Origin of the sequence: Sphingobium sp. DN12 (genome assembly GCF_051058005.1) — a bacterium.
GTDB classification, from domain to species: Bacteria; Pseudomonadota; Alphaproteobacteria; order Sphingomonadales; family Sphingomonadaceae; genus Sphingobium; species Sphingobium yanoikuyae.
This window is the reverse complement of sequence record NZ_CP173717.1, coordinates 1,272,598-1,296,677: the sequence shown is the minus strand read 5'-3', so window position 1 is coordinate 1,296,677 and position 24,080 is coordinate 1,272,598. Positions and strand designations below refer to the sequence as shown.

Here is a 24,080-nt window from a genome sequence, read left to right as displayed (position 1 = left end):
CACGAAATCCCAAACCTCATTCATTTTGTAATCCCACAGTGCTTGAGGGTATCCCAAAACAGTTGTCCGGAGCTTGCCATTCCGCTTCCGGCCCCGGCCATAATTTGAGTGTCCGATTTTGAGCGCGGGAAAATCTGAGTTGAATGGCAACAATGGGCGCGTTGCTGTCTTCCGGGAGAAGGATTCTGCAGGTCCGTGAATGACCGATTTCCTGGGTCAGCTTCTCCGAAGGCGACAGTCGCGAAAGTCCCAACGCCGGTCAAAAAGCCGCGCGCCGATTGGCCTCAGGCGCTCCCGATATGCCAACCCGATCGCCTCAAAACGTCCTAACCGATGATAAGCTGGGGAACTGCCGATAACGGGTTTCGGTTGTCGTGGTCAGGAGATGACCATGAAAGTCGATTTCGGTGCATTTGATGGCGTCATGGCGGGCAAGGTGCCGCCGGCATTTCTTGAGAGTCATGTTGTAAGCGAGACTGACCGGCTGACCGACGTCATCCTCTGCCCGCCGCTTCATTTGACGCCCGTGCCCTGCTGCGCCGTCACCCGTGAGGCCCTGGCTGCCGGCTTTAAGACCGATGCCGCTGAGGCTCTGCGGCAGCATAACATGCTTGTAGAGGCGCTAGAGCGGCATCGCGTGCGCTGTCATAGCCTCGCCCCACTTCGCGATCTGCCGGACATGTGCTTCACCCGCGACATCGGTGTCGCGACGCCATGGGGCATGACCGCCCTCAATCCAGCCATGCCGCACCGCCGAGGCGAAGTCGATGCGCTGCTGGAAACCTGTGCTGAGTGGAATATACCTGTGCGGCAGATCACGCGTGGCACGATCGAAGGCGGGGACGTCTGCGTTGTGCGAGAGGGTCTCCTCATAGTGGGTATGTCGGGCGAACGCAGTTGCGCCGCGGGGGCGGAAGAGTTCGCGGCGCCGTTTCGGGCTGCGGGTTGGGATGTGCTGCTATGCCCCTTTCATGCCGACCATCTGCACCTCGACACTATTTTCTGCATGGTAGAAAAGGACGAGGCGATCGGCTGCCTGGAGCTGCTGGACCCGACGTTCGTCGAGGCTCTATATGAGCGCGGTATCAAAATCATCCCCATGCCCACGGCGCTCTCGTCCTCGCTCGGCTGTAACATCCTTTCGCTAGGCGGGCGCCGAATCCTCACAAGCGCCACCGATACGGTTGTCACGACCGCGCTGCGCAAGGCGGGCTACGCTGTGGACGAGATCGACATTTCTCAGTTCGCTGCGTGCGGGGGAGGCATACACTGCCTCACTCAGCCGCTGCGCCGCATCCCAGCCTGATGCCTGTTCATTTACAAAAGAGGAGTAACGATGAGCCAGACAATCGAAGCGCGCTTCGCCACCCGCGCCGAAGCTGAAAACGCGGTTGAACTGCTGGTGCAGACTCACGGAATCGAGCGCAGCGACATTTTTGTCGCCGCTGATGGACCCGAAAACAGTGTCGGGGAGGAGATTAGTGGCGGAGACGCAGCCGCACCGCTGGAAGAGGAACGAGACGATGCTGCTTTGCATTCGCCCGTCCTCGTTTCGATTGACGTGAACGACGAAGCGCAGCTGGAGCTGATCAAACAGATTCTGGTAGAGGCAGGAGCTGATTAGGAAGCCCTTCTTCCCAAAACCGGAATGCAGGAACGCTTGATGAACGACATTGGCGGCGAGCCCTATGCCTATTTCCATGGGAGCAAGGCTCTGCTCGGCGAGCTTTTTCGGCCAAGGCTCCAGCCCAATGGCCGCGCCGTACTGGTCATCCACGAAGCGGACGGAATTGGTGGCAATGTCCGGCGCCATTGCCGCAAACTGGCCAATCTCGGATATACTGCTCTCGCAGCCGACATGCACGGAAATGGCGAGCCGTTAGAAGGCGAGGCGATGCGCGATGCGCTGGATGCGTTTCGCAGCAATCCTGATCTTGTGCGCGGACGAGTGAGGGCGGGTTTTGACGCGCTTCTGTCCGCGACCGGGGTCAATCCTGCCGCCAGTGCCGCGATCGGCTTTTGCTTCGGCGGATTTGCCGCTCTGGAATTGGCGCGGTCTGGTGCCGAGATAGCAGCGGTCGCCAGCTTCCACGGCCTGCTGACCACGGCTCGACCGGCGCAAGCTGGTGAGGTGAAGGCGCGCATAGCGGTGTTTACCGGCGCGCGAGATCCGCTCGTACCTCACGAAGATGTTGCGGCGTTCCAGAGGGAGATGATGCAGGCACAGGCGCATTGGCAGATCACGACCTATGGCGACGCCTGGCATAGCTTCACCAACGAGGATGTCGATCGGCTGGGCGACGCGCGCATGGCCTATGACGCTACCGCACATGGGCTGTCCTGGCGCGCGCTGATCGATTTTCTCGACCTCAACCTTGCCTCTCAGAGTGTCGTTTAGGTTCCAGAAGCGCCCCCTTCCATAATTGGCCCCTGCCATGCAATTCCCAGGCGCTGTCGTCCACCGCCGTGCATATCGAATGCCGGGCAAACCCATGATATGAATGCTATTCGCCGCAGCTTCCATCGTCTCGCCTCATTACGACCATCTCGACGGCGCGCCTGAAATGCCGGCAGACCCGCTCCTCGCTCATCCCGAAACGCCGGGCGATCTGCGAGACGCTCATTTTCTGACTGACCACCAGGGCGAGAATGCCGCGTGTGAGGGCATCCATCCGCGCCACCGCCTCGTTGATACCCGGATCCCTCTCGCCCGCCGCTTTACGGGGCGGCTGGCCCTCTTCGAGCGCCGCCGTTGCCAAGTAGCGTTCGATACGCGCGGCGCAGATGTCATCAGCGACGCGGTCACGCATCCGCGTCACGAACCTCGCGAGACAGCTGCTTACATTATGATGTTGGGCCATGGGGGAAGACTCCTTTCAGGATGGCAGCCAGCCAATCTGGCGACCTCCACCCACCACCTCCCCCCTTCCCTTCTGAGGACCTGAGGGATGGCGACCACGGCTGTTCAGGGTCGCCATGTTCCACATGATGCCCCTTCCCGCGCCCCATTTGTTCTTATTAAAGCATCCGTTCTTGCGGCAGCGATCGCAGCTCGAAGGGCCGGGATCGGCGCAGCCGAGGCCGGCCGGTGCGGCGGCACGCCGCTCCGGCAAGAGCGCGGTGTTCGCGCAGCGAGCAGCCGCCCTCCCCCCTTTCTTCTCTTCCAGCCTGCCTGCGCAAAAACGTCACAAAGCGCGCTCTTTGGGGTTGCGTTCACCCTTCATTCCGGCAAATTGGTCGCGCTTCCCGTGAAAGCCGGGAAGCGGGGCGTCGAAACTCCTTGGAAACCAGCTCGGTCACAGTTTCACTGGGGCCGGGTGGCATGCGCGCATGTCCAGCCGGCAACGGTAAAGGCGCATGCGCCTGCGGTTTCCACAGGTTTCGAACATCCGGCTCACGGCCGTCGCCCCGAGATGGACATAGGTGCGACAGATGAGCCATGGCAGAAGCGAGGATCGCGTACGCGGTCCCGTCAGACACACGGATTCCGAAGCCGAACCCTTTCGCTTTCCGGAATTCTACAACAGGGAGAAGCCTCGCCTCATGCGCTTCTTCACGCGCCAGCTCGGTAACCAGGCCGACGCAGATGAACTGGCCCAGGAGGCTTTTACACGCTTCGTGCGCGCAGCGCCCGCCCAGGCGCTGGAAAGCCCTCAAGCCTATCTGACGCGCATCGCAACCAATTTGCTACGCGATTTCATCGCGCGCGGCTCGACGCTTCTATCGCGCCGCTCGACATTGCTCGATGACGATCTCGACCTCATTGCCGCCAGCGATACGCATCGCGAGACGCAGGCACGTCAGGACCTCACCCGCTGGAAGCTGATCCTCGACCAGCTCAAGCCCGACACGCTCGACATCTTCCTGCGGAACCGCGTCGAAGGGCAGACCTATGTCGAGATCGCCAAGGAGCTGGATGTGCCGCTCTGGGTGGTTCAAAAGCATATGCTAAGGGCCATCAAGCATGTGGTTGCCCACCGCGAGGCCAATGATGACTGACACTGGCGCTGCCCGAGCGGCGCGCGACAATCAGGAGGCGATGGAGTGGGCAATGCTCATCCTCGCTGATCACCATGCCGTTCCCGATCCCACCGCCCTCGACAGGCTGGGGGAGCATCAGGCTGACTTTTCAGCCTGGGTGGCGGCAGATCCGTCCCGCGAGGCCCGCTATCTCGACGCCGTTCGCGAAATGCTTGAGGCAGGCGGCGCCGCTGCAGAGCTCCGCATGCGTTCACGCCGGCTGCATGCGCCCAAGAACAAGCGAAGCTTCCGACCGTTTGTGCCCCTTGCCGCATCGCTCGCGCTCGTGCTCGTCGTGGGAAGTATCTGGTGGCGATCGCAAGATGACGCGCCAAGGTTGATCGCGCAAAGCGAAGCCCGCACGCCGATCGAGACCCGGGTGGGAGAAAAGCGTACCGAGCGGCTAAGCGACGGCACATCGGTGCTTCTCGACACCGACACGCTTCTTCTCGTGGAGATTACCGCCACAAATCGCAATGTGGCAATCAAGCGCGGACGGGCGCGGTTCAGCGTCACGCGGGACGCTCAAAGACCATTCGTCGTCAGTGCCGCAGGCACGACCGTGGCGAGCCAGGGCGGCAGTTTCGATATAACTTTGAGAAATGGTGTCCGCGTCAATCCCATCGACACCCCCGTCATGGTAGCCTTTACGCATTCGATCCCGGCCGATCAGGCGACGCCGCTTCAGCTCCAGCCCGGGCAGCTGCTCAAGCTGAAGACTAGACTCGCCACCGAGATTTCTGTCATCCCTGTGCCTCTATCCGAACAACAATGGGTGAGCGGTGTGAAGAGCTTCGACAATGTTCCCATCAGCGAGATCATCGCCGAAGCCAACAGCTATAGCGAGACCAAGATTGAACTGGCGACGCCGGCGCTCGGCAATCGCGAGATATTCGCCGATATCGACATTCGCGACATCGAGCGTGTCGCGCAGGGGCTGGCCAGCTTTCTTGATGCCACCATCGACCGATCGAAACCCAATAAGCTGATTTTGACCGAGAAGAAATAATTCGGCCAATCGGCTTTAGAAAAACAGATTCCCGTCTTCCCTATTGAACCTCAAAAAAGAGGCAGCATGAAATAGGGGCACATAATGGGAATCGTAAAGATTGCGCTGATGACCAGCGCTGCACTTTGCATGGGCGCTATTTGCAGTCAGGCACATGCGCAGGACGCGCAAAAGACTTACAACCTGCCTGAACAGGATCTTGCCACAGCCTTGCGAAGCGTCGCGCGCGGCAGCGATTACCAGCTCGTCGCCGACCCCAAGAGCCTCAAGGGCGCGCGCGCCCCATCGCTAGCCGGCGCCTACACGGTCGAAGAAGCCGTGGCCGCCCTCCTCGCGCCGTCGGGCCTCACTGCCGAGATCAGGGATCGTACGATAACCCTGCGGGGGCGAGAGGCACCGTCGCGCGAGGAGGTAACCGGCGCGACGGATGTGCTGTTTTCAGTTACAGGCACACGCATCAGGGGAGCGAAGCCGACAGCCCCTGTCCTTTCATCCTCGCGCGAGAAGATCGCTGAGCTTGGATATAGCGATCTGGGTTCTTTCGCGCGCAGCATCCCGCAGAATTTTTCCGGCGGTCAGAACCCGGGTGTCATCTCCAGTGTCCAGACCGGTTCGGAAAATGTGAACTCGTCTTCCGCGCTCAATCTGCGCGGCCTTGGCCCTGACACGACCCTGACGCTCTTGAACGGTCACCGGCTCGCCTATGACGCTGCCAGCCAGGGCGTGGATATCTCCGCAATCCCACTTGCAGCCATCGATAGGATCGAAGTTGTCGCTGATGGCTCCTCGGCACTTTACGGCTCAGATGCCGTAGGGGGTGTCGCCAACATCATCCTGCGGCGGGAATATGACGGACTGCTCACCAGCGTTCGCCTCGGGGCCGCGACAGAGGGCGGCAACTTCCAGCAGCAATATAGTGCAGTGTCGGGCGCCCATTGGTCGGGCGGCGGGATGATGTTGGCCGGCGATTTCAGCCAGGCTTCCGATATCACAGCCGCGCAGCGTGATCTGACAGCCAATATGGAACCCGGAACGACGCTGTTGCCATCGCAGCGCCAGATCAGTGCGATCCTGGCCGGGCATCAACGCCTGGGGGACGGGGCAGAGTTTGAAATAGACGCTCATTATAATAATCACCGGTCACGCGCTGCGCTGCCCTTCAGCGCCACCGCGCCAGTCACGACCGGTGGAAATCTGACACGCTCGGCTGTCGAGAGCTATTCCGTCAGCCCCTCGGTCACCTTTCATCTACCAGCCGACTGGGATGTGACAGCGAGAGCTACACGAGCCGTCAGCGATACACAGATTGATGGTTCCATCTTTTCAGGAGGAGTGCGTTTTGCCGAGAACCTCATTCGCTATAAAAATGATCTATGGTCGGCTGAAATCAGCGGCGACGGTCCGCTCTTCGCCTTTCCGGGCGGCGATGTCCGCCTCGCGCTTGGTGCTGGTCTTCGATCCAATGGCCTCGCGGCTTCGGTCCGCAGCGTCCGCGCCGCTGGCACCTTCAATCTGGTAAACTATCTCGATTCCCAAACGGCGATCTATGGTTTTGGGGAAGTCGTCGTGCCGCTGGTGTCAGATCGGAATGCTTTACTGCTCATCCAGAAACTCCAGCTGTCCGGGGCCCTACGCTATGAGCGCTATGACCATCTTGGCGGGCTAGCCACACCAAAAATCGGTATCCTGTACCAGCCAGTCGATGCGCTCATGTTCAAGGGCAGCTGGGGCAAGTCCTTCAAGGCGCCCACGCTCAGCCAGCGCAACACCGTGCAACAGGGCTATACCCTCGCTTCGAGCGAATTCACGCCTAGTCCCGCGACAGCCGGAGCCGTCCTTGTTCTCGCCGGCGGCAGCCGAAACCTCGCCCCCGAGCGGGCGACGACGTTGACCCTTACTGCCGAATTTGCGCCGAGAGCAGTCGAGGGGCTCAGCCTGCAGGCAAGCTATTTCCATGTCCGCTACAAGGGGCGGGTCGTCAGCCCGATCGCCGACGACTATCAATCTTTCCGCAGTGAATATGCAGACCTCGTCCTGCTCAATCCGAGCCTCACCGAGGTTTTGGCCGCCACCACCGACCTGCCGCTTGGCGTCAGCAATCAGACCGATGGCCCGTATGACCCGGCCGGCATTGTCGCAATCGTCCACAACCAGCTACAAAATGCTGCTCGGCAGAAAATCCAGGGCGTTGACGTCACGGCTTCCTACGCCTTCCGCAACGGCGCCAATGCGTTCAGTGTCGAGACGAACGCCAGCTATCTCAAGAGCGACCAACGCTTGTCAGCGAGCCAGCCCAGCATCGAGAGGGCTGGCACAATTTTCAACCCACCGCATTGGCGCGCGCGAACAAGCGCGGGCTGGCAACGGGGCAATATCGGGCTGACAGCGAGCTATAACTATATCGGCGGCACGACCGACGGAAGAACAACGCAGGTCTACAAGGTCGACAGTTTCCAATCGGTCGACCTCAGCGCCAATATCAAGTTCGACGGACCCGGGCTTCTCGGGGGCTGGTCGTTCCTTCTGTCAGCGCAGAATTTGTTCAATGAAATGCCTTCGCTCATCCGAACCTCTGGGGCGAACAGCCCGCCATATGACGCGACCAACTATTCAAGCGTCGGCCGCTTCGTCAGCCTAACGATTTCCAAGGCCTGGTAATGCTCCCGCTCCTTGCCCTAGCGCTGGCAGCAGCGGCGAGCAGTCCGACCCCTGCGTCGGATTGCAAGGCCGCGCTACAAATCAAAAGCCCAGGTCCAAGCCATTCACTTTCGGCCGGCGATCTCATTGAAACCCTGAACATGGGATCCATCCCCGATCTTGATGTAGATCCCATGTTTTCAGTCTCTCCCGATGGACAGGCCATTGCCGTCAGCGTTGCGAGAGCCAACATCGCCAGCAATGATTTTTGTTCGGGCATTTATGTCATCGCGCTGGGGAGCAGTCCGCGCCTTATCGACAGCGGCGCTGGCGCAGCCTTCTGGCGTTTTGACGATTATTACGGGATGACGGGGTTCCCGAGCGGCTTTCCCAAGGTCATCACACCCCGCTGGTCGCCCGATGGTAAACATCTTGCCTATCTCAAATATGTCGATGGCCGCCTCCAACTCTGGAGTTGGGACGGAAGTAGGAGCAAAATGACGGCGACATTCGACGATGATATCGTCGATTTCCGGTTCGACGGCGGTGGGTTATCGGTCATCGCGAAAGTACGGGACGACGCAAGCGCCAGCGATGCGCTCGATCAAGAGAGCTTGTCAGGATATCATTTTGATGAACGCTGGTTTCCTTACGGAAGAAACCGGCCGTTTCCGCGGGGGCCGGCCCATTACAGTTTTGTATCAATCAACATCTTAACTGGTGAACATCGCCTGGCCGCGCCCACACAGGCGCTGATCTTCTCAGCGTCCGACGCTCCATCCCGAGCACATCGAAAAGCGGCGACGCTGGCAGTCGACGTCGATGGCGTCAGCCGCCTCGCCCTTACAGATGGGACAGCGCAAATAATCTGCGCCGACAGTCGCTGCACGGATGTCGAGGGACAACCATGGATGGCCGGCGACGCTATCCGTTATGTCCGGCGTGAAGGCTGGGGCCGAAGCCTGACGGGAATTTATGAATGGCAACCGGCTCGCAAATCCGTTCGCAAAATCATGCAGACATCGAACCTGCTTATGAATTGTGGCGCTCTTGGCACGGACATTATCTGTGCCCGGGAGCAATCGGTAGCACCGAGATATCTCGATCGGATTGATCCCGAAAGCGGTCGGTCGCAGGTGATTTTCAATCCCAATCCCGAATTCGGCTCTCTCGCTCTCGGGCATGCGGAGCGGCTGCAATGGAAAAATGATCGCGATCTCGAATGCTATGGCGACCTCGTTTATCCACCAGATTACCGGGTCGGGCAGCGCTATCCTTTGATAGTCGTCCAATATCAAAGCCGAGGGTTTCTGCGCGGCGGTACGGGAGACGAATATCCTATCCAGTTGCTTGCGAAGGCCGGATATCTGGTTCTCTCGATCCAGCGGCCACCCGCGCCACTGCGCGATCAAAAGATCGACCCACATGAACGAGAGCGGCGCCAGCTCGACGGCTTCATGGAACGGCGCAGCATCCTGTCAGCCATCGAGACGAAGGTTCAGCAGCTCATTAGCGCCGGCCTCGTCGATCCAGCACGCATCGGCATCACAGGCCTGAGTGATGGCGTATCGACCGTGCAATTCGCTGCTCTTCACAGCACGCTTTTCAAAGCGGCTGCGATCAGCAGTTGCTGCTGGGAAGGGTCGCAAACCTGGCTCCTTGGGCCTGCTATTCAGGCGGAATATGAAAAGCTGGGCTGGCCCGCCTCCCCTTCCGACAATCCGTCCCTTTGGGAGGGCCTATCCTGGGCGCGAAATGCAAATCGCATTCCCTTCCCGGTCCTGGCCCAGATGTCGGACGATGAATATCTTTCAGGCCTCGAAGCCCTCACAGCCCTTCGCCGCGCCGGCAAGCCCGTGGATCTTTATGTCTTCCCGGATGAGCATCATGTGAAACGACAACCTGCTCATAGGGTTGCGATCTATCGACGGGCTATCGACTGGTTCAATTTCTGGTTGCTCGACAAGTTGCCTGTTGGGGGAAGCCAAGCAGCCCAAGAGGCTGAGCGGTGGCAACAGATGCGAAGAAGCTGGAATCAGAGAGAGGCAAAACCGGGTGGATGACCCTGACCATTCGGGATTGCTTGCCAGCGCGTAATCCACGCCTCCATGTCGAGAAGCGCCATGAGGCGGACATAGTGACGATCAATGGCCGGCCCATGGACAAGCGCCTCGTCCAAGGCTGACCGACTGACAAGCCGGTGACGAACAAGTTCACCATCCATCAGCCGCTCGCGTATCTCGTCGAGGCGCTGGTTGACCAGGTCTACCGCGAAGCTGCTCGGACTTCCTTTGCGCCGACGGTCGCGGATGAGTGGCGGGAGAAGGTCGGCGTAGGCCCGACGCGCTATGGCCCGATTTCTCCCGCCCTCTATCATCTTCCAGGTCGGGATGGCCAAAGCCAACTCGACAATCGGTTGCGACATGAGCGGATCGATCATGGGCAAACCGAAGCCACGCAGATAGCCTTCGACATGGTTTTGAACGCGCAGGAGGAGCGCGATATGGCCCAGTTTTCCGGGCCGTGTGAGTGGTGCCTTCTCTAGCCAATCGTGCTGCGGCGGGTCTGCTTGCAACGCCTCAGCGGCGTCCGCCTCCATCAAATCAATGTCGAGATGCCATCGATAGGGCCGACGCATAGTGCGAGCGGCTTTGACGATCTGGCGACATACCTCCCATCGAGGGACCTGGGTCACCCTCCCGATATCGGCTATCGACTGAGCGGTTTCACGGTGGAAACCTCTGGCTTTCCACGCGTCGAAAAATGGCCGAACAGAACTACTATTGTAAAAGACGTTATCGCCGCCATTTCCGGTAAAGACGGCGTCTGCGCCAGCCTCGCCAACCGCGCGTAACAAGGCCGAATGATAGGCGAGTTCGTGAACGAATCCGATCGGCTTTGGGAATTGTTCTGCCACTGATCTGGACATATCCACATCCGCCAGATCATAAGTGGCCTCTATAAGGTTCATACCCGATGCCTGCGCCATTACGCGGGCATAGTCCCGCTCATCGCCATCACGGCTCAGGGTCGAAATCGTCACGCTGCTCGCACGCCTGCCTACTCTGGAAAGCGCCGCCGCGACGATCGAGGAATCGAGCCCTCCTGATAATGTGAGGATGGGAGCCAGCGAGGTAGATGCCCAGGACGCAACGCAATGATCAACTGTGCGGCGCAGGCGCTCGGCAACCTCCTCGCTATCCCAGAAAAGCGGCTCGGAAACAAAATCCCAAGGGTTCCAGAACTGCCACGCCCGAGCTTCTCGCTCGACCAGTTCCACCGCAGTACCAGGAAGCAATTCCGTAACGCCATCGAGTGCCGTCCTGGCCTGTGGCAGGTCCTTGGCGCCCAGATAGCGTGGAATTTCCGCCCAACTCACCGACGGTCGAACCAGACCTGCTTCGACGAGAAGCATGATGTCTGACGAGATTGCCCATCCTCTTGGAAGCATCGTGAAATAACTTGGCAGCGCGCCGCCGGGGGAACGCGCGACCAGCATCCTATTCTCAGGCGTGAGCAAGGCAACATAGCCGCCCCAATAGCGCTCAGCTAAAGTCGCGACTGGATCACCATGGAGCATATCATCGGGAAAGATCCTGTCGCTCGGCAATATGCGCGCGGCAGGACCATGGCGCGGAAACACCGGGCCGATCACCGCGCCTCGGTCGGCCGGGAGCGTGAGCAATTGCGCGGCACAGCCGGTCAAAAGCGCGCAGCTTTTTCCGGGTAGAACGCTTTGGAACCCGGAGGCCGCTAGGAATTCGGAGGAGAGCCTCTCAAGCGGCGCACCGCTATAATCAATGATTGCGAGGTAGCGTTCCAGCATCTCAGATCGCCAGGATCGGCTCAAACGCCGAAATATTCTCGAGGCGGTCGTTTAAGACCGTATCACCTGCCTGAACCCAGCAATGGGCGGAAAAGGGCGATGCGCTGACGCCCAGGATCAGTTTGGCTGGCAACCGCGCCGACAAAGCCATGTCCATGAAGGCGATCGAATTGGTCAGACAGTGGGTATTGCGGGGACGCAGCGGCGCGGAGGCCGCAAAGGCGCCCACAATTGGTCCCCACTCGCGCAAATCAGGACAATTCCAACCGACGACACCGAGTCCTCGCGACCGATCGGCAATCCCAGATACGATCCTGTCAAAGCGGCGTAACCGCAGGTCCAGCATCGCCCTGAACTGGGCAAGAATGAACAACAAGCTCCTGCCGCTCAGGCGATGGCCGAACTCAGCCAAGACCTCCCGGCGAGCCGGCGGGATCACAGCCTGCTGACTAAATGGTTCACATTCATCTGCCATGACGAGAATCTGACCACGCAGCAAGGGCTCGATCCCGGGACCGTCCTCCTTGTCTTCAAGATATCTCCTGAAAGCTGCATCCCATTCCGGCCGCAGGCCGAAATAGCGATCAGCCGCGACGTCCAGGAAGATCGTTCTTCCGCCAGTGACGCAGAAGGCCAGGCCATTCCTCAGCTTGTACCGCATGGGTCCGCCCCTCTTTCGAAGACGCGATTACGGCGCGCGCCCTTCAAAAGGACGCGCGCCTCATCGATCAGTCGTCAGCGATGCCCATCTGGTTCAGCTGACCACCGGTGAGGTCGAGGACGCCACGGATGGCGCCCTGGGTTTCGACGGAAGCGGCACCCAGATCGACGATATCTTCGTCATGTTCGATATTGGACATGTTCATCTCCATCATTGCGCCGCAGGAATTTGCGGCAACGCTGATGGTATGAAAGAAAAGCCATATATCCGATCATATATGCTCTCATTTTGAGAGCATATATGATCGCCGTCATAATCGAATGAAATATGGCAACGCCTTGGCAGGCAGCGAAGCGAGGCTTTCAAGGCTTTTCAGGATTTACCTCATTCGTGTCGCCGCTGAAGAAATTTGATCAGCTCGTAACAAACGTCGACGGTGATATTGCCACATAGCGATCCGTGTTGCGTTTCTGTTTCCCGAACGGGTTACATTCCATAGCGTCGCGAGTTCCTCGCCTTGCCTACCGATAGGGCCTTCGTGCAGTCGGAGAATAGCGAGCCGCTCGCCCGCCTGTACGATCGCATCTAAATGTTCGGGGTTAGGGGAGCAGGATGCCAGCAGCGAAAAAAACTCCGCGGTCGCATAAGCCAAAGCCAGGCCGTGCGCTGATCTGTTGACGACGAAAGCAGGTGGCGAACCCATTTCCTCCAGTCGAACCATCACCTTCACGATCGTCCGGACAAGGTCGGCATGGTAGCTGTAGAGATGGTAAACGTTACGCTTGGTGATTTCCGGCAAAGCAAACCCACCGCCGCCCTGCGTTTCAACGAGACGCTCGCCCACCAGCCGATTGAGTGCATCTCGCACAGGAGACGTACTCGTCCCAAATTCGTCGGCGAGCGACTGGACGGTCAGCGGCAAGCCGGGCGTGAATTTGCCGGCCATGATCAGCTTCTTTATCTCGCGGTGAATGCGATCGGCGGTGAAGGCGTCGGGCGACATAAGTCCGCTCTACCTTGCCGAGCCGGCGCCGCCCGGCCCCTTGTGTCCATTACCGGCCTGAAGGAATGTCTTGAGGCTGAGATTTGAGATGAATTCGACCAGCAGCGTTTCCAGCTTCTGCATGTCGTCGAGAAAGAAATGGCGAGGAAAGTGCATGTTATGCTCCAGAAACAGCATTGGAATGATAAGGTGCGCTGAGGAGAGCCCAAGGGCATGAGCGCAAGCGATATGATCATCGACACGGGACTTCGGGTTGCCCGCCTCGATTTCACGAAGCCACCGCACGCCGATCCCGACATCGGCAGCAAGTTGCTTTTGCGTAATGCGATGGCGTTTGCGCCGTTCTTCTATGCGGCGACCTGAGATCGTCTTGACCTCGGCCAGTATCGACGCCCCCTCTTCAAAGGCGCCGCCTTGAGATGAGATCATCAGGGCCTCCCTGATCGCGTCTCAAAGCTCCCATGCACATTCCGACTCGATCAGGGTCGTGTGAAATGTGCCGTGGGTCAAATTTTTTGACTCCCATTTTGAGAGTGAGCGAGATTTACCTATCCTGCGTGATTCAGCAGGAAAATCAGGCGCGCGGCCTCAACTTCAGGTGCAACAGATATTATGACGGAACGACGCCAGGAGACCCAACCAAAATGAGGTCAATATTCACGCGTGCAGGAAGTTTAATGGGCGTACGCGTGGTGAGTGCGGCGCGCGTTTCAGGCGGCGACCTCAGCAACGTGTTGCGTCTCAGCCTTGCGGACGGACGATCGATAATCGCCAAGCGCGGACCGCTGGTGGAAGAGGAAGCCATCATGCTTGCCGCTATTCATGCAACGCAGGCCCCGGTCCCGTCGGTATTGGCAGTCGAGAAGGGACTGATGCTCCTTGAGGATTTGCCTGGCTCGGGCCAGATCGCGCGCTCCTGGGCGCAGCTGGCCGAAGTCCTCGATCATCTTCACCGACCCACTCGGCAGCAATCGGGCTGGGACAGGGATCATGGTTTCGGGCCGGTCGCCATCCCCAACGGCAGAACTGATAATTGGGTCGAATTCTGGGCGGAGAGGCGCCTGTGCTGCCATCTTCCCCATATCGAGCCACATCTGGCGGATAGGGTCAGTCGGCTCGCCGACCGCCTGGCCGACCATATCCCAACTGGGCCTCAGGTTGCGCTGCTCCATGGAGATCTCTGGGGCGGGAATATCCTTATAGAGAAAGATCGGGTCTCGGGGCTGATCGATCCGGCTTGCTATTTTGGTGACCGCGAGGTCGACCTCGCGATGCTCAGCCTGTTCGATCAACCCCCGGCAGCTTTTTACGATGCCTGCGGCCTTGAACAGGGATGGCAAGAGCGACAGCCCGTCTATCGGCTCTGGCCGCTCCTGGTCCATGTTCGCCTCTTTGGTGGGGCCTATCATCAACAGGCCAGCGCCTGCCTGGATATGCTCGGCCTTTAGAAAATCGCGCTTTATTCGGGCTTACCCGCCAGGATTATCCGCGCAGAACGGAGATAATGGGCAAGTTCGGCATCGTTCGCCATGAGCCGATCGGCGAGATCCTTCATGTCGGCGGCATCGGAATCAGGGCGGAACGGACCGTCAGGCTGCTGTTCAATCACAGCGATGCTCAGGCACAGTGCTTTCTTTACCAGGTGAAGATCGCGGTCGGTGATCTGTGCCATTGCCAGTTCCCCCAAAAGGTCCGCGCTGCGCTATGCGCCGGAACGATCGGTGATGCCACCGACTGTCGATGAACAACATCCCGGCTCAACCGGGCGTCTCAGGGCTCGGTGGCGCGAACGCCGTCCCGATGCGGCGATAGGCTCGCTCAATTTCGCTGTCTTCACTTGCGGACATGAGCGCGATGGCGGTCATGAAAAGCCGGGCGGCCGTGACGGAGGGCCCGCCACCCGGTGCAATCTCGATGTGGTCGAGCATCTTTGCCGCTGCTTGGGCGAGACAGGGCGAAGCACCGACAAAATGTTCGATCCGTCCGGCCAGGCGGTTCACTACCGGGGCGCAAAGCTCATCGGACAGTTCCGGACCTTCTAGCGCCTCGAGGAGCAGCGTGGCGACGGTCAGCGTGGTTCCATAAGGAATGAACCGCCTGGCAATGCGTGCCAACCGGGAATGGCATTCGAGAAACGTGTCGGTCCCCTCCTCCGATAGATGCAGCCGGTAGGTCCGAGACTTGGGTGTCACCATCGATAGCCTTTCTGATTCGCAAAATCCGCTTGTCTCCTGACGACCGAATTCGATTTTGAAGCTGTCCATGCGCATAAAAGCGGCACTGAAATGCCGATTTCGGCACCTCAGTGCCGCTTACGGCATCTCAGTGCCCTCCCCATTGCCGAGTGTGCAGCATTGGATGCATCGCTTGTCCCACCCGATCAGAGGTCGAGACGCCGCTCGAAGAGAACGCAACGACTCAGCCCAGACCGGACCGCAAGGCCAGAGCGCGAATGCGCCCGGCAATAGGGAGACCTATCCAATGTCAGCGTCACGCCTGGCTATCATGGCCGGATTGCTCACACTCGTCCTCGCTCCGGGTTCTGCGTCCGCAGCCCGGAAGATACGCCCCATTGGGCCGCCGCTGGCTCCACAAAAACTGGCGATTGCCCAAATCGGCGCCGATTTCTTCATCGGCGAGCCTCGCACTGCGTTGCCTGCAGAGGAAACCATGGATCTGGGAAGCACGGTGAGGATCGATCAGCGCCTCCTCTTGAGGAAAACACGTCCGGACGCAGGAAGCGATCAATGACCCGGCATCTCGACAGACCGAGCCTGATTGCAGCGGTTCTGATGCTCGGCATCGCAGCACCAGCGCTCAGTCAGGGGCCAGTCGACCCGGACCTTTCCCAAGTCGCAAAATCTGCAGAGGCCCAGCTGCGCCAAAGCTTCGCCAATCTTCAGTTCGAGGATTTTGCGCCATCTCCCATCCATGGCCCGCTTTTCCAGGCCAGCGCCGGCGGCCGCATCCTCTATTACGCGCCGGAAAGCGATCATCTCCTGTTCGCGACCATCTACGACAAGAATGGCGTCAACCTCACGGCCCTGTCCCAGGATGCCGCGGCTCGAGCCAAACTCAAGACCCTTGATCAAAGCCAGGCGCTCCTGATCGGACCGCCCGGCGCCCCAATGGTGATCGAGTTTACCGACCCCGACTGCCCCTATTGCCGCGCGCTCGATCGCTTCTGGGCTACCAAGGCGGCCGAAGGCAAACCGGTGCGCCGCCAGATCTACTTCGTGTCCGGCATCCATCCAGAGGCAGCCTCGAAGGCCGAGCATATTCTCTGCGCGAAGGACCGCGAGGCAGCGTTCCGCGCGACCTATGCCGGTGAGCCACCAAAGCCCCTCAACCGGTGCACAGATGGCGCCGCCCAGGTTCAGGCCCATCGCCAAGCGGTCAAATCCATGGGCATATCGGGCACGCCGACGCTTATTCTCGATGGGCAACTCATATCCGGCTTCCAACAGGCCGAGATTGAAGCCTGGCTCGCCAAGCAGCGGCCGTCAGCTAAGCCGCCGACCTGACCCTAATTCTGGCGGGCCTCAAGGCTGCATGGCAGCCCAAGGCCTCGAGATGCCGACGACGGCGCCCGATCTTCGAGGAGCCACCCAGCCTGTCGTCGGCCGACAGCGAACACCCAGTCGGTGCCGGCAGGCATGTCTTGGGGCGGCTCCTCTCGTTTCTGGAGACCTAAACAAATGATCAAGCTTGCACATCTGCCGCGCCTGCGCCGCCCGTCTTTTTCGTCGGCCGATGCCGTGGGAACATTCGTCGCTGCCCTCGCCCTCGCATCGGCCGCCCACGCTTTCCAGGCACCGACCGCGGGCGACCTTGGCTACGACATTTACGATATCGTGGTGAACCAGGGCGTGAAGGGACCGCTGGGCTTTGTGGGCGGTGTCGCCGCCTTCCTGTTCGGCGTCTCGCGTCTCTTCTCGAATATCATGATCGGCATTCCCACGATCGTGGCCGCCGTCTGCCTCATCCGCGCGGACTCCATCCTCCAGACCTTCGGCATGATCGTCTGAAGAACCGGCCAAAAGACCAGCGCGGGGCTTCATCGGCCCCGCGCCGGGCGGAGAGCGAACCGCGCTCTTCGTAACCCTCACATCTGTTCAGATGTGGGTGAAGCAAGGGAGAAGGACGTGGACGAGAGACTTCCACAATTTCTGCACAAGCCGGTCCAGATCCTCTGGTTCGACGCGCAGGAGTTCATCCTCGTGGTCTCCACCATCTTCGTCGCCGTCATCGTCGGCGGGCTGGTGGGCTGGTCGCTCCTCGGCGTCCTTCTCCTTTTCATTCCCTGGAAGCGGACGAAGCCCCGCGGTTTCGTGCCCCATCTGGCCTGGCGCTGGGGGTTGCTCCGCCTCCCCCATTATCCCGGGCCAACCCAGACCCGCTTTTGCGAGTGAGGCATATCATGTTTCGTCAGAAATCACCCCAGGAGGCGCCCGACCCGCTGCTCGGCAAACCGGCAAGCTTCGGCATTCACCGCTACCTCCAGGGATCGTCCAATCTGTTCGAGGAGAACAGGCTGCTCAAATTCTCGATTGTCGGCTTGTTCGGCGTGACCGCAGTGCTGGGCATTACGCTCTACTCGACGTCCCAGAACCAACGCACGATCGTCATTCCCTTCGGCGCCGGCGGCGATCTCTACGTGACCGGCGGCAAGCCATCTTCTGCCTATCTGCGCGCCATGACGCGCAATATCGTCGCGCTCTCGGGTACCTATTCTGCTCTGTCTGCCGACCGGCAGTTTCAGGAGCTGCTCAGCATCGTCCACCCGACCGCCTATAATGGCCTGCGGGACAGCCTGAATGGCGTGCTCGATGAGCTCGCCAACAATCCCACGCTCTCGATCGCCACCTATATTCGGCCCGATCAGCCCGTCACCTGGACCGATCGCCAGATCATCGTGCCGGTCGAGAAGGTCCGCGTCATCGGCGGCGTCATCCGCAAATTCCGGGGAAACTTGCGCATCCGATACACGATCGATGCCGGTCGCTTCTGGATCCTGTCTCTCACCGAGGAGAAATTCGATGCCGAGCTTGGGTAACCGAGCGCGCGCGCCTCGCGCCGCCCTGCCACTTTTGCCTCTCATCGCCTTAGCGTCGCCGGGACAGGCGCAATCGATCCAGGCATTGCCCGATCAGACCAGTATGATCCGGCTCTCGAACCGGGACGTCAATCATCTCATCTGTCAGGGCGGGGAGATAGAGGATGTCAAATTCTCCGCCGAGAAGGGCCTCGCGGTCGAGAAAGGCGGCGGTGACGCCTGGGTCAAATTCCTTGTCCGCGAAAGCGACGACAGCGGCCAGATCACCCGTAGCTATGTGACGACGCCGTCCGAGTTCTTCGTCACCTGTAACGGGGCAATCTACCCGCTCTACGCCGAGCCCTCCGAAATCCCGGCGCAGACGATCATACTGGTGCCCGGCGCCCGGCAGCGCGCCCGTGCCAATGAGGATCTGCTCGCCCCGCTTGCGCAGGAAGATCGTGCGGTCTCGATCACCCTGTCCCTTTTACAGGATCGGGTGCCGGCCAGCTTCACCGAGGTGGCGACCGCCAGCCGGCAAATCACCCTCCCCGCCGCACCCGCGCTGCACATCACCGAACACCGCCGCGTCACCGTCGAGGGCGCAGGCCTCAACGCATCGGAATATCGGGTCGACGCCATAAGCGACATGGAGGTCGACGAGCGCCTCTTCCTCGATACAGCGCTTGGCGCCCGCATCTTCAGCGCGACGCTTGATAGGCTCTCTCTCCGCACCGGGGAGACCGCTCGCCTCATAATCCTGCGCCGGGGAGACGGGCTATGAGCGATGAGCGACAGGATATGCCCCAAAGCCCAGACGAACCCGGTTCGCCCGCGCAGGGCAGCGGCGCCAGGGGCCATTCGCGGCCGAACCGCCCGTCGTCGGCAACGAGTGACATGGGCAACAGCGTCCTTCACCTGCGCGGCCCGGCCCTTCTCGATCTGAAGGAACGCTGGGCGACGCTCAGCCCCCACCAGCAATTGCGCGCACGCCAGGCCGCCATCGGTGTGCTGGTCGCCCTCTTTGGCTATGGCCTCTACTCGGCCTCGAACAGCGCGGAGAAGGTCACGCCCCAGGCGCCGGCGGCTTCGAAGCTCGACATGGGCGCGGGCCTTCGTGGCGACAGTCTTGAAACGAAGGTGCGCGGCGACCTCAAGAAAATCCTCGATGGGCAGAACCTGCTTGGCGACAGAGTCACGGCGATCGAGGAGGGCCGGATAGGCACCGCCGGTCCAGCATCGAGCGACGCACCAGACGACGACCTCCCAAACGCCATGCCAAGCGACATCCCGGCCTTTCCGCCCAGCCCTTCCCAAAGCGAACTTGAACGCGCTGACGGGAGCCTGCCTGCACCGCCCATGCCTAGCGCGCCGGCAGCGCCACCTGCCCCGCCGGTCGAGCGCCAGGTCGGCGCGATAGGTGCCGCGACCAGCGCAATCGTCGCGGAAGGATCCGCTGCTCCAAATGGCGCTAAAAAAAAGACCAGGACGATCTATTTGCCGCCTGGTTTCATGAAGGCGCGCCTATTGACCGGGATCGACGCGCTCGCCAGCCGGGACGCGACGAGCAATCCCGAGCCCCTCATCGCCCGCGTCCAGGCGCCCGTCGTGCTGCCCAATGATGTGAAGGCCAACCTTGCTGGATGCTTTGTCATCGGCAATGCCACGGGCAGCCTTGCCAAGGAACGGGTCGAGGTCCAGCTCATCTCGCTCTCCTGCGTGGACTTTGACGAACGCTCGGTCATCGATCAGCCGATCAAGGGCTTCTTCGTCGATACCGACGGCAAGAAGGGACTGTCGGGCAAGGTCGTTACCCGCGCCGGCGCTGCGCTCGCCCGCACCTTCATCGCCGGCACCATCGCCGGGGTCAGCCAGAGCGTCGAGAATACGTTTGGCAACACCTCGACCTCGGCGCTCGGCACCGTCCGATCCCTGGACGCGGGCGATGCGCTCAAGACCGGCATTGCAGGCGGCCTGTCCAAATCTTCCGACAAGCTCACCGACTTCTACCTCGATCTCGCGCGCCAGGCCGGCCCGATCGTGGAGGTCGGCGCCGCCAAGGATGTGGTGGTCGTGATCCAGGAGGGGCTGGCTCTGGAAATCAAACCCACCACGGCCACCAAATTCTGATGCCCACTTGTCGCCCCCAGGGAGAGTATCCCATGCCCACCCAGCACCCTCGCAACGCGGCACGACTGTCCAGCGCCGCTCTGCTCCTCCTGCTTGGCATCTTGCCAGGCTGCGCGGCGATCGGCTCGGCCATGTCGCCCTATCCTGAGAAGTTCAGCTGCAAGAACAGCGATCATGGCCAGTGCATCCATCCTGAGAAGGCCTATGCCGACGCCGTGGCCGGACGGGCATCGAAATCCGATCCCAAGGTCACGAATGGCAGCCGGGCCGACGAAACTCTCGGGCGCACCGGTGCGCAACGGAGCAGCCGAAATGCCGCCGCGGATGGCTATGTCGGCTACCGCAGCAGCGTCTATCGCGAACTTCAGGGCCTCGTCGAGGCGCCGGTCACGCCTATGCTCCGGCCCGGCCGCACGGTCCGCACGCTGATCCTGCCTTATGCCGATCGCGAGCGGCCCGACCGGCTCTACATGCCGCGCTACGTCTATTCGATCCTCGACAAGCCGCAGTGGGTGGTCGGCGACTATCTCGTCAATCCGACCGAACCGGCCGCGCGCGCGCCGATCCTTGAACAGACCAAGGCCAGGCCCACGCTGCCCGATAGCGATATCCCGGCGCCGCCACAGGAGCAGGATCAATGAGGGGGCTCGGCACACGCCATGGCGGCGGCATGACCATCAAGCGGCTGCAACAAAGCGTGTCGCGCGACGCTTATTCAGACTTTTTGCCCATGGTGAGCTGGGTCGAGGAAGAGGAAGCCTTCCTCACCATCGACGATGGCTGGGGTCAGGCCTGGGAGCTGGTGCCGTCGGCCTATCTCTTCGCCCATGTGCATCAGGCGCTGCTCGGCCTTCTCAACATCCAGTTCGGCACCGGCACCGTGGTCCAGCTCCACTGCTTTGCCGATCCGCTGATCGACCAGGCGCTCGATGCCTATCTCGATCTTAAATCCCGGCCCGATCCACTCGTCCAGGCATCGGCCCGGCGCACGGCACAATATCTGCGCCATGGAACCGAAGGACTCCCAGCCCTTCATGGCATTCCCGTCCGTAACTTCCGCGTGCTGCTCGCAATCAAATCGCGCACCCCGCTGGGCGCGGACCTGCGCCGCCAGATCGAGGAGCAGCTCTCCAAGCTCGGGATCGTGCGCATGGCGCCTGAAGCGCTAGTGAGTTTCTATCGCCGCATCTTCAACGGCGCCTTCGATCCGGCTCCGGGCGTCTTTGCCACGGGCGCCCCTGACCATCCCGCGCGCCCGGTGCGCAAACAGATCATCGATGCAGGCCCGGACCTGCTGTTCGATGGCCCGGAGCTTTATTTTGGCAATCAGGTGGCTCGCTGCCTGACGCCCAAATCACCAGCTCGCCGGGTTACGGCCGAGCGCTGCAACCGGCTGCTCGGAGGCATGCGCGGCGCGGCCGAGGATAGCGACCAGATTGGCGGCCCCTTCCTCTATACGCTCAACATCCTCTTCGATCACTCGGCTTTCGAGATCCACAAGCGCGCGCAGATCCTTTCCGCGCAAAAGGCGGCCGGAAGCTTTGCCGTCGAGGTCGGAAAGCAGATCGAGGAGATTGGCTGGGTGCTCGATGAAGCGGGCAACAGCCGCTTCGTCTCGGTCATCCCAACCGTCTGGGTCTTCGGCCGCGACAGCGCACAGGCCCGTGAAATGGCCGCCCGCGCCAAGCGCCTTTGGGAAAGCGAGCCGCTGCCATGGATGATGCAGGAGGAGAGCTATCTCAATCCCATCCTGCTGCCTATGAGCCTGCCCTTCGGCTTCTACCCTGAGCGCCGGACGCTGCGGATGCTGGAGCGCGATCTTCCCATGCCGGCCAAGGCGGCCGCATTGCTGGCGCCTGTCCAGACCGACTTTCGTGGCGGCGGGCGGCCTGCCCTTCTCTATGTCGGGCGCAAGGGCCAGCTCATCACGCTCGATCTCTTCGACCCGCGTATCAACAATTATAACTTCATCGTCTCGGCCGAGAGCGGCGCGGGCAAGAGCTTCCTCCTCAACAATCTCTGCCTGCAATATTATGCGCAGGGCGCGCTCATCCGCATCATCGATATCGGCGGCAGCTACCGGAAGCTCTGCACCCTTTGCTCGGGCCGCTATATCGACATTGGCGAGGAAGCGCTGGTCCTCAATCCCTTCGACATGGGCTTTGCGCTCGATGGCGATGATCGCCAGTCAGCCATCTCCATGGCCGTTGCGATCGTCGCTGAAATGGCCAATGCCGCGACCCGCAAGGGCGTCACGACGTCCGAATGGAATTTGCTCAAATCCGCCGTCCAGTGGACGATCGACAGCGGGCGCGCGGAAGCGGGGATCGATGCGGTGCGGGATTGGCTCGGTGCCTATCCAGCCGATGCCATAAGCGATCTCGACAAGGTCGACCATCTCGTCCCCGTTGCGCGTGAGCTCGCCTTCAACCTGCGCGATTTCGGCAGTTCGGGCGCCTATGGCCATTTCTTCAACGGGCCCTCCACCTTCGACATCTCGGCCGACGAATTTGTCGTGCTTGAACTCGAACGCCTGAAAGCCATGCCGGACCTCTTCAACGTCATCGTCATGGTGGTCGTGAATGCGGTGAGCCAGGAGCTTTACCTCTCCGCCCGGGACCGACCGAGATTTGTCCTGTGCGATGAAGCCGCCCAGTTCATGACCCGAACCGATGGCCAGGATCTCTCCCGCCTCGCCGAAGTGTTCGGCCAGGGCTACAGGCGCGCGCGCAAATATCAGGGGAGCTTCGGGGTCGTCCTCCAGTCGATGAACGATCTGCTGCTGTTCGGCGGCACAGGGCAGGTGATCCTGGAAAATGCCGCTACCCGCTTCCTGCTTCAGGGCTCCACCTATGAACGCGCGGTCGAGAACAAGATCCTGGATTACTCAGGCTTCGTCCTCGATCTCCTGAAGTCGGTCCGGAACAACAAGCCGCATTATTCCGAGGTTTTCATCGACTCGCCGCTCGGCCTCGGCATCGCCCGTCTGGTCGTCGATCCCTTTTCTTACTGGATCAACACCTCAGCACCCCAGGAGGTAGCCGCGTTCGAAGCGCGCCTGCGCGCCGGCCTCTCGCCGCTCGAAGCGGTCTGCGATCTCGCCGGCGTCGACCCCGCGGAGCTGCTCGGCGCGCCAAGATCCTACCCGTCGCAGGAGCTCTCATGATGCGAAATCCTCCCGCCCAGCAACCGCACACTAAGCCTACAGGCCCACAGCTGGACCTCGATCTCGATCCGACGATCGAAGCTTTGATCGAAGCGCGCGCCGCGAGCCTCGCCCAGCACCAGGCCCTGTTCTGGCGCTTCCGGCTCGTGACGATCGAAACCTTGATGATGGGCGCGCTCATCCTCTGCGCCGGCCTCGCCCTCCACCAACCTGCCGCCATGGTCCTGCGCGCCGCCATCATGGTGTCGGCCGGCTGCTTTGCGAGCGGCATGCTGCTCATCGGCCTCACCGGTGCCTTCGATCGCGGCCTCGATCATTTCACCCGCTGGCGGCGCGGCCAATGAGCGGGATCCTCACCTCTTCCCCCGCCCATGGTCCGGTCCGCCTGCTGCTCGGCACCCATCTCCTGTTGCTGATCCAGACGGTGCTGGTGCTGCAGGCATCGGATCCACTGCCCACATCCCTCCGCCTGTTCCTCGGTGTGACAGGTGTGCTCGGTCTCGCCGCGCTGATCGTCGCTGTGCGCGGGGAGCGTGATGACGAGGGCAAGCCATGGTGGGCGAAGCGTCATGTCCACTGAAACCCGCTTCCCC

Annotated in this window: 27 protein-coding genes; 19 read left to right on the top strand and 8 right to left on the bottom strand. The window is 60.9% G+C overall.

The genetic code is table 11. The features are described 5' to 3' along the window. Window positions 1-391 precede the first annotated feature (391 nt). From ACI6S0_RS06160 to ACI6S0_RS06150, 3 genes are read left to right on the top strand one after another with little or no spacing between them, the layout of a single operon-like run. Window positions 392-1,306 carry a dimethylarginine dimethylaminohydrolase family protein gene (locus ACI6S0_RS06160; protein WP_157228481.1) on the top strand — a complete coding sequence of 305 codons (915 nt, stop codon included), beginning with the start codon at window positions 392-394 and terminating at the stop codon, window positions 1,304-1,306. A 30-nt stretch (window positions 1,307-1,336) separates the two neighbouring features. Further along, a complete protein-coding gene (locus tag ACI6S0_RS06155) occupies window positions 1,337-1,624 on the top strand; it encodes a hypothetical protein (RefSeq protein WP_017500758.1) in 288 nt (95 codons plus the stop codon). A 39-nt stretch (window positions 1,625-1,663) separates the two neighbouring features. Continuing rightward, complete coding sequence (locus ACI6S0_RS06150; protein WP_157228480.1) at window positions 1,664-2,398, top strand: dienelactone hydrolase family protein; 735 nt, start codon at window positions 1,664-1,666, stop codon at window positions 2,396-2,398. A 106-nt stretch (window positions 2,399-2,504) separates the two neighbouring features. Here ACI6S0_RS06150 and ACI6S0_RS06145 read toward each other — a convergent pair whose 3' ends face one another. Continuing rightward, the gene (locus tag ACI6S0_RS06145) at window positions 2,505-2,861 is read right to left on the bottom strand and encodes a sigma factor-like helix-turn-helix DNA-binding protein (protein WP_017500756.1); all 357 of its coding nucleotides are present in this window, start codon (window positions 2,859-2,861) and stop codon (window positions 2,505-2,507) included. 115 nt (window positions 2,862-2,976) lie between these two features. Here ACI6S0_RS06145 and ACI6S0_RS06140 point away from each other — a divergent pair, with 115 nt between their 5' ends. The 5 genes from ACI6S0_RS06140 to ACI6S0_RS06120 all read left to right on the top strand — a co-directional run bounded on the left by ACI6S0_RS06140 (window position 2,977) and on the right by ACI6S0_RS06120 (window position 9,729). Continuing rightward, entirely contained in the window at window positions 2,977-3,252 is a 276-nt protein-coding gene (locus tag ACI6S0_RS06140; protein WP_313326151.1) for a hypothetical protein, read from the top strand. 180 nt (window positions 3,253-3,432) lie between these two features. Then, window positions 3,433-3,999, top strand: a complete 567-nt coding sequence (locus tag ACI6S0_RS06135) for an RNA polymerase sigma factor (protein WP_026109097.1) — start codon at window positions 3,433-3,435, stop codon at window positions 3,997-3,999. A 52-nt stretch (window positions 4,000-4,051) separates the two neighbouring features. Beyond that, window positions 4,052-5,029, top strand: a complete 978-nt coding sequence (locus ACI6S0_RS06130) for a FecR family protein (protein ID WP_026109096.1) — start codon at window positions 4,052-4,054, stop codon at window positions 5,027-5,029. Between the two features lie 108 nt (window positions 5,030-5,137). After that, the gene (locus tag ACI6S0_RS06125; RefSeq protein ID WP_293919432.1) at window positions 5,138-7,687 is read left to right on the top strand and encodes a TonB-dependent receptor domain-containing protein; all 2,550 of its coding nucleotides are present in this window, start codon (window positions 5,138-5,140) and stop codon (window positions 7,685-7,687) included. Next, window positions 7,687-9,729 carry an Atxe2 family lasso peptide isopeptidase gene (locus ACI6S0_RS06120; RefSeq protein WP_081600907.1) on the top strand — a complete coding sequence of 681 codons (2,043 nt, stop codon included), beginning with the start codon at window positions 7,687-7,689 and terminating at the stop codon, window positions 9,727-9,729. The genes ACI6S0_RS06125 and ACI6S0_RS06120 overlap by 1 nt, the downstream gene beginning before the upstream one ends. On the opposite strand, the gene ACI6S0_RS06115 is transcribed toward ACI6S0_RS06120, so the two are convergent. The 5 genes from ACI6S0_RS06115 to ACI6S0_RS06095 form a co-directional block, all read right to left on the bottom strand. Continuing rightward, window positions 9,702-11,492: an asparagine synthase-related protein gene (locus ACI6S0_RS06115; protein ID WP_017500750.1), complete on the bottom strand. Its 1,791-nt coding sequence runs from the start codon at window positions 11,490-11,492 to the stop codon at window positions 9,702-9,704. The two genes, ACI6S0_RS06120 and ACI6S0_RS06115, sit on opposite strands and share 28 nt — an antisense overlap. A 1-nt stretch (window position 11,493) precedes the next feature. Further along, complete coding sequence (locus ACI6S0_RS06110; protein ID WP_017500749.1) at window positions 11,494-12,153, bottom strand: lasso peptide biosynthesis B2 protein; 660 nt, start codon at window positions 12,151-12,153, stop codon at window positions 11,494-11,496. A gap of 67 nt (window positions 12,154-12,220) precedes the next feature. Then, window positions 12,221-12,352, bottom strand: a complete 132-nt coding sequence (locus ACI6S0_RS06105; protein WP_232015888.1) for a benenodin family lasso peptide — start codon at window positions 12,350-12,352, stop codon at window positions 12,221-12,223. 180 nt (window positions 12,353-12,532) lie between these two features. After that, entirely contained in the window at window positions 12,533-13,156 is a 624-nt protein-coding gene (locus ACI6S0_RS06100) for a GntR family transcriptional regulator (RefSeq protein ID WP_017500747.1), read from the bottom strand. Window positions 13,157-13,165: 9 nt separating this feature from the next. Beyond that, complete coding sequence (locus tag ACI6S0_RS06095; protein ID WP_026109094.1) at window positions 13,166-13,585, bottom strand: helix-turn-helix domain-containing protein; 420 nt, start codon at window positions 13,583-13,585, stop codon at window positions 13,166-13,168. Between the two features lie 248 nt (window positions 13,586-13,833). Here ACI6S0_RS06095 and ACI6S0_RS06090 point away from each other — a divergent pair, with 248 nt between their 5' ends. Next, window positions 13,834-14,604: a fructosamine kinase family protein gene (locus ACI6S0_RS06090; RefSeq protein WP_293919438.1), complete on the top strand. Its 771-nt coding sequence runs from the start codon at window positions 13,834-13,836 to the stop codon at window positions 14,602-14,604. An 11-nt stretch (window positions 14,605-14,615) separates the two neighbouring features. On the opposite strand, the gene ACI6S0_RS06085 is transcribed toward ACI6S0_RS06090, so the two are convergent. Both ACI6S0_RS06085 and ACI6S0_RS06080 read right to left on the bottom strand, forming a co-directional pair. Next, on the bottom strand, window positions 14,616-14,828 hold the full coding sequence (locus ACI6S0_RS06085) for a hypothetical protein (RefSeq protein WP_081600906.1): 213 nt from the start codon (window positions 14,826-14,828) through the stop codon (window positions 14,616-14,618). 85 nt (window positions 14,829-14,913) lie between these two features. Then, complete coding sequence (locus tag ACI6S0_RS06080; protein WP_017500742.1) at window positions 14,914-15,426, bottom strand: hypothetical protein; 513 nt, start codon at window positions 15,424-15,426, stop codon at window positions 14,914-14,916. Window positions 15,427-15,903: 477 nt separating this feature from the next. Here ACI6S0_RS06080 and ACI6S0_RS06075 point away from each other — a divergent pair, with 477 nt between their 5' ends. The 10 genes from ACI6S0_RS06075 (at window position 15,904) to ACI6S0_RS06030 (ending at window position 24,067) form a co-directional block, all read left to right on the top strand. Then, window positions 15,904-16,680 carry a DsbC family protein gene (locus tag ACI6S0_RS06075; protein ID WP_017500740.1) on the top strand — a complete coding sequence of 259 codons (777 nt, stop codon included), beginning with the start codon at window positions 15,904-15,906 and terminating at the stop codon, window positions 16,678-16,680. Window positions 16,681-16,854: 174 nt separating this feature from the next. Next, entirely contained in the window at window positions 16,855-17,184 is a 330-nt protein-coding gene (locus tag ACI6S0_RS06070) for a hypothetical protein (RefSeq protein WP_017500739.1), read from the top strand. A gap of 117 nt (window positions 17,185-17,301) precedes the next feature. After that, entirely contained in the window at window positions 17,302-17,568 is a 267-nt protein-coding gene (locus ACI6S0_RS06065; protein ID WP_026109091.1) for a type IV conjugative transfer system protein TraL, read from the top strand. Window positions 17,569-17,576: 8 nt separating this feature from the next. After that, a complete protein-coding gene (locus tag ACI6S0_RS06060; protein ID WP_017500737.1) occupies window positions 17,577-18,212 on the top strand; it encodes a TraE/TraK family type IV conjugative transfer system protein in 636 nt (211 codons plus the stop codon). Further along, on the top strand, window positions 18,196-18,975 hold the full coding sequence (locus ACI6S0_RS06055; RefSeq protein WP_026109090.1) for a type-F conjugative transfer system secretin TraK: 780 nt from the start codon (window positions 18,196-18,198) through the stop codon (window positions 18,973-18,975). Before ACI6S0_RS06060 ends, ACI6S0_RS06055 begins: the two co-directional genes overlap by 17 nt. Further along, window positions 18,972-20,321, top strand: a complete 1,350-nt coding sequence (locus ACI6S0_RS06050) for a TraB/VirB10 family protein (RefSeq protein ID WP_293919430.1) — start codon at window positions 18,972-18,974, stop codon at window positions 20,319-20,321. Before ACI6S0_RS06055 ends, ACI6S0_RS06050 begins: the two co-directional genes overlap by 4 nt. Window positions 20,322-20,353: 32 nt before the next feature. After that, entirely contained in the window at window positions 20,354-20,962 is a 609-nt protein-coding gene (locus tag ACI6S0_RS06045) for a TraV family lipoprotein (RefSeq protein ID WP_017500734.1), read from the top strand. After that, entirely contained in the window at window positions 20,959-23,487 is a 2,529-nt protein-coding gene (locus tag ACI6S0_RS06040; RefSeq protein WP_017500733.1) for a TraC family protein, read from the top strand. Before ACI6S0_RS06045 ends, ACI6S0_RS06040 begins: the two co-directional genes overlap by 4 nt. Continuing rightward, window positions 23,484-23,831, top strand: a complete 348-nt coding sequence (locus tag ACI6S0_RS06035) for a hypothetical protein (protein ID WP_038292639.1) — start codon at window positions 23,484-23,486, stop codon at window positions 23,829-23,831. The genes ACI6S0_RS06040 and ACI6S0_RS06035 overlap by 4 nt, the downstream gene beginning before the upstream one ends. Next, window positions 23,828-24,067 (top strand): hypothetical protein, encoded by a 240-nt coding sequence (locus tag ACI6S0_RS06030; RefSeq protein WP_017500731.1) that lies wholly within the window; start codon window positions 23,828-23,830, stop codon window positions 24,065-24,067. The genes ACI6S0_RS06035 and ACI6S0_RS06030 overlap by 4 nt, the downstream gene beginning before the upstream one ends. Window positions 24,068-24,080 lie beyond the last annotated feature (13 nt).

Excerpts from the sequence above, each read along its gene's own strand:
- ACI6S0_RS06095 (WP_026109094.1), bottom strand. The coding sequence starts at position 13,585 with ATGATCTCATCTCAAGGCGGCGCCTTTGAAGAGGGGGCGTCGATACTG.
- ACI6S0_RS06105 (WP_232015888.1), bottom strand. The coding sequence starts at position 12,352 with ATGTCCAATATCGAACATGACGAAGATATCGTCGATCTGGGTGCCGCT.
- ACI6S0_RS06145 (WP_017500756.1), bottom strand. The coding sequence starts at position 2,861 with ATGGCCCAACATCATAATGTAAGCAGCTGTCTCGCGAGGTTCGTGACG.
- ACI6S0_RS06045 (WP_017500734.1), top strand. The coding sequence starts at position 20,354 with ATGCCCACCCAGCACCCTCGCAACGCGGCACGACTGTCCAGCGCCGCT.
- ACI6S0_RS06040 (WP_017500733.1), top strand. The coding sequence starts at position 20,959 with ATGAGGGGGCTCGGCACACGCCATGGCGGCGGCATGACCATCAAGCGG.
- ACI6S0_RS06135 (WP_026109097.1), top strand. The coding sequence starts at position 3,433 with ATGAGCCATGGCAGAAGCGAGGATCGCGTACGCGGTCCCGTCAGACAC.
- ACI6S0_RS06035 (WP_038292639.1), top strand. The coding sequence starts at position 23,484 with ATGATGCGAAATCCTCCCGCCCAGCAACCGCACACTAAGCCTACAGGC.
- ACI6S0_RS06120 (WP_081600907.1), top strand. The coding sequence starts at position 7,687 with ATGCTCCCGCTCCTTGCCCTAGCGCTGGCAGCAGCGGCGAGCAGTCCG.
- ACI6S0_RS06030 (WP_017500731.1), top strand. The coding sequence starts at position 23,828 with ATGAGCGGGATCCTCACCTCTTCCCCCGCCCATGGTCCGGTCCGCCTG.
- ACI6S0_RS06155 (WP_017500758.1), top strand. The coding sequence starts at position 1,337 with ATGAGCCAGACAATCGAAGCGCGCTTCGCCACCCGCGCCGAAGCTGAA.
- ACI6S0_RS06115 (WP_017500750.1), bottom strand. The coding sequence starts at position 11,492 with ATGCTGGAACGCTACCTCGCAATCATTGATTATAGCGGTGCGCCGCTT.
- ACI6S0_RS06060 (WP_017500737.1), top strand. The coding sequence starts at position 17,577 with ATGTTTCGTCAGAAATCACCCCAGGAGGCGCCCGACCCGCTGCTCGGC.
- ACI6S0_RS06050 (WP_293919430.1), top strand. The coding sequence starts at position 18,972 with ATGAGCGATGAGCGACAGGATATGCCCCAAAGCCCAGACGAACCCGGT.
- ACI6S0_RS06130 (WP_026109096.1), top strand. The coding sequence starts at position 4,052 with ATGCTCATCCTCGCTGATCACCATGCCGTTCCCGATCCCACCGCCCTC.
- ACI6S0_RS06110 (WP_017500749.1), bottom strand. The coding sequence starts at position 12,153 with ATGCGGTACAAGCTGAGGAATGGCCTGGCCTTCTGCGTCACTGGCGGA.
- ACI6S0_RS06150 (WP_157228480.1), top strand. The coding sequence starts at position 1,664 with ATGAACGACATTGGCGGCGAGCCCTATGCCTATTTCCATGGGAGCAAG.
- ACI6S0_RS06080 (WP_017500742.1), bottom strand. The coding sequence starts at position 15,426 with ATGCGCATGGACAGCTTCAAAATCGAATTCGGTCGTCAGGAGACAAGC.
- ACI6S0_RS06090 (WP_293919438.1), top strand. The coding sequence starts at position 13,834 with ATGGGCGTACGCGTGGTGAGTGCGGCGCGCGTTTCAGGCGGCGACCTC.
- ACI6S0_RS06070 (WP_017500739.1), top strand. The coding sequence starts at position 16,855 with ATGATCAAGCTTGCACATCTGCCGCGCCTGCGCCGCCCGTCTTTTTCG.
- ACI6S0_RS06125 (WP_293919432.1), top strand. The coding sequence starts at position 5,138 with ATGACCAGCGCTGCACTTTGCATGGGCGCTATTTGCAGTCAGGCACAT.
- ACI6S0_RS06085 (WP_081600906.1), bottom strand. The coding sequence starts at position 14,828 with ATGGCACAGATCACCGACCGCGATCTTCACCTGGTAAAGAAAGCACTG.
- ACI6S0_RS06160 (WP_157228481.1), top strand. The coding sequence starts at position 392 with ATGAAAGTCGATTTCGGTGCATTTGATGGCGTCATGGCGGGCAAGGTG.
- ACI6S0_RS06100 (WP_017500747.1), bottom strand. The coding sequence starts at position 13,156 with ATGTCGCCCGACGCCTTCACCGCCGATCGCATTCACCGCGAGATAAAG.
- ACI6S0_RS06055 (WP_026109090.1), top strand. The coding sequence starts at position 18,196 with ATGCCGAGCTTGGGTAACCGAGCGCGCGCGCCTCGCGCCGCCCTGCCA.
- ACI6S0_RS06075 (WP_017500740.1), top strand. The coding sequence starts at position 15,904 with ATGACCCGGCATCTCGACAGACCGAGCCTGATTGCAGCGGTTCTGATG.
- ACI6S0_RS06140 (WP_313326151.1), top strand. The coding sequence starts at position 2,977 with ATGTTCCACATGATGCCCCTTCCCGCGCCCCATTTGTTCTTATTAAAG.